We start from the raw sequence: 3,492 nt of genomic DNA, 5'->3' as shown, positions 1-3,492 counted from the left end.
AGTGCGGCTCGTTCCTAATAGGAGCCTCCAGAAAATGGAGAGGTATGATTAGGGGGATTCGCGGGATATAATCCCAAAATCCTAACTGTTGCATGGATGTGGGTGAAGACCCCACCCTTTAGGAGATAAGTGACTCCCTACCTGGCCACACCGAAAAGGCGGCAACCTTTAGAGTGAAGCTGGCATCAGGGCGCAATCAGTTGACCAAAAGCAGGTAACAACACTGGCGCTAATGGGGAGACGACACGGTCTAAGTAGTCCTAGAAAAATGTCTAAGTAGCAAACCACAACCTGAATAAAATATGTGGAACAAATCCTCTACTCTCACAGAGTTTCTTACGTGACATCTGTAATCTCCGAGAGGAGGATAGGCAAAGTGGACTGACCTAAATCGTCATAACAATCTAAGCAACGGAACGAGTAAAAACGACAGCAAATATGGGTCTTGAGGCCGGTCGAACCTCAGGTAAGTTATGCCAAACCGAATCCCCACTGTCGGGTAAGATGTGCTCAAAACTGGGCACGGGTTCTCAGAATATATTCAACGAGCGTAGAGATTGGTTAGACGCATGTCTTATAGATAAGCGCGAACTATGGAAAAGTCAGAAGTGGAAGAAACTCCGCCAAAACTTATTTCGCCTACAACGAAGAATATACAAAGCGGTTCAAGCTGGTGACCTAAGGAAAGCTAGGTCTCTACAAAAACTGATTATGAAATCCCGTTCAGCTCAACTTCTAGCCGTCCGTCAAGTAACACAATTAAATCAGGGGAAACGCACTGCCGGTATTGACGGAAAGGAAAGCCTCAATTACCGCGAGCGAATTGAGTTAGTAGAAACATTGAACCACTATGGCCACACCTGGTTTCATAGTGGACTTCGGGAAATACCAATCCCTAAAAAGAATGGGAAAATCCGGATGTTAAAAATACCAACTATCGCCGACAGAGCTTGGCAATGTCTAGTAAAATACGCCCTCGAACCTGCGCACGAAGCTAACTTTCACGCTCGGAGTTACGGGTTTAGGACTGGGCGTAGTGCGCATGATGCCCAACAATATGTATTCACTAACCTGAATGCAGCCAAGAACGGTATCAACAAAAGGGTCATCGAATTAGATATTAAAAAGTGTTTTGACCGCATTTCCCACAAATCCATCATGGATAGGTTGTTAGCACCAGCCAGTCTGAAGACGGGGATATTCAGATGTTTGAAGGCTGGCATCTGCCCAGAATTCCCTGAACAAGGAACGCCCCAGGGAGGTGTGGTCAGCCCACTACTCGCCAACATCGCACTTGACGGAATAGAAGACATACACCCATCAGTCCGCTATGCAGACGATATGGTCATCTTCTTAAAGCCAGAACACGATGCAGAAAAAGTCCTCCAAAAGGTGGAAAAATTCTTAGACGAACGAGGACTCGAAATCAGTAAAGAAAAGACCAAAGTAACCAAAACGACAGATGGATTTGACTTCCTTGGCTGGCATATGCGAGTCAAGCAAAACGGAAAACTTCATTGCAGACCCTCAGTGGACAACCATAGAAAAGTACGTGAGAAGATTAAAGCCATAGTCAACAGCTCGAATTATGGTGCCGAAGTCAAAGCCAAAAAGCTAGCGCCTATTGTAAGAGGATGGCGAAACTATCACAGATGGTGTGATATGAGCAACTCTAGGGACAGGCTATGGTTCCCAAACTACGCGGCAAACAAGAAATTCCGGAAGGAAAAGAAAGTAAACCGATATAAGGCTAAGGAACTATGCAAAAAAGCCTTCCCAGCAGTAAAAACGAAACTTTTTGGTCACAAGATGGTCACAGGGACTAAGTCTCCTTATGATGGAGACCTAGTCTACTGGAGCAAACGTAAAAGCGCGCTCTATAACAACGATACATCTAAGGCTTTGGCAAAACAAAACCATTCTTGTGGATACTGTGGAATGAAATTCGTAGATGAGGAAAAGGTACACCTACACCACATAGACGGAAATCATGACAACTGGAAGAGAAATAACCTTATGGCTGTCCACCAAAGTTGTCACCAACAGATTCATTGGAGCAAGTCTATTGACAAGCCGAGAGGTTGAGAGAATCTAGGAGCCGTATGAGGGGAAACTTTCACGTATGGCTTTGGAGCGGAGGTGCCTGGGCTAATCCCCAGCATCGACCGTAATCCTTATCCATTCAGGATGATACCGTTCCTGAAATAATTCCCGTAGACCAAGTATCTAATCCTGTAGGGATTGATATGGGACTTAAATCGTTCTTGATCAAATCTGATGGCACTGAGGTCGAAATTCCTCAGTACTACCGGAAAGCTCAAAAACGGCTTAAAAAAATCCACAAAGCTGTTAGCAGGACTAAGAAAGGTAGCAATAACAGGAAAAAGGCTGTAGTCAAACTTGGCAAGGCTCACAAAAAGGTAGCTGATACCAGAAAAGATTTCCATTTCAAAACATCTAAAAATCTGCTAGACAATCATGATCTAGTGGCACACGAGAAGCTCAACATCAAGGGTTTATCCAAAACCAGAATGGCTGTGCGGCTTGTTCTAAGTAAGAGCCTCTAGAAACTAGAGGGGTATGACTTAGGGGATTCGCGGGTAACAACCCGAATTCTAACTGTCTGTTGGATGATGGTGAAAGTCCATCCCATCAAGAGATATGTGACTCCTTATCTGGCCACACCGAGCAGGCGACATCCTAGCAGAGTGACGCTGGCATCAGGGCGGAATCAGAGGTAAAATCAGATGTGCCACACTGCCGCTAAAAGGGAGACGACATGGGTAACAGTAGCAAAAGTCCTGAAAAAGTGTCTGATTGGTAAGCCGCAATCTGATTAAGTCATGCGAGACTTTATTCCTTTATTCTCACGATGCTTTAGCCATGGTAATCGTAATCTCTGAGAAGGGAATAGGCAAATTGGGAACGAAGTTACCGCAAGAATAGTGGAGCCTTTATAGTTAGTCGGCTATGGGTAAAAGGGTTAAAAATTTTGGTGTAAGGCTCCACTATTCTAAGGTTTCATCTCCGGACTGCCCTAAATCGTCATAACAATCTAACAGACGGAACAAGTAAAAACGACAGCATAATATGGGTCTGAGGAAAGGTCGAAACCCCAGTAAGCTATGTCTTGCTTAATCCCCACTGTCGGATAGGATGTGCTCTTAACTGGGCACGGGTATCCAGAATACACAAACCAAAGGAGAGTATGGGTAGACGCATGTCAAACAGATATAGCGACCTCTGGAAAAGCCAAAAGTGGAAGAAACTCCGCCAAAACCTTTTCCGCCTACAGAAGAGGTGCGGCTTGTTCTAAGTAGGAGCCTCCCGCAACGGGAGGGGTATGACTTAGGTAACTCGCGGGGATAACCCCAAAAGTTATAACTGTGTGCGGCTTGTTCTGAGTAGGAGCCTCCCTCGTGCGGGAGAGGTATGACTCAGGTAACTCGCGGGGACAACCCCAAGAATTATAACTGTTCATCCGGATGGCGG

The 3,492-nt window shown here is 45.4% G+C and carries 1 protein-coding gene and 1 pseudogene; both read left to right on the top strand.

The annotated features are described in order from the left end of the window. Nucleotides 1-504: 504 nt before the first annotated feature. Nucleotides 505-2,085 carry a reverse transcriptase domain-containing protein gene (locus F6J99_RS43335; protein WP_293123193.1) on the top strand — a complete coding sequence of 527 codons (1,581 nt, stop codon included), beginning with the start codon at nt 505-507 and terminating at the stop codon, nt 2,083-2,085. 86 nt (nt 2,086-2,171) lie between these two features. Next, nucleotides 2,172-2,537: pseudogene (locus F6J99_RS43330) on the top strand (transposase); the annotation flags it as partial. Nucleotides 2,538-3,492: the final 955 nt, after the last annotated feature.

The sequence above is a fragment of the Moorena sp. SIO4G3 genome (assembly GCF_010692305.1).
Lineage (GTDB): Bacteria > Cyanobacteriota > Cyanobacteriia > Cyanobacteriales > Coleofasciculaceae > Moorena > Moorena producens_A.
This window is presented reverse-complemented; position numbering and strand designations above follow the sequence as displayed.

What these genes read in the sequence shown, in the direction of transcription:
- F6J99_RS43335 (WP_293123193.1), top strand. Translation starts at nt 505, where the DNA reads ATGTGCTCAAAACTGGGCACGGGTTCTCAGAATATATTCAACGAGCGT.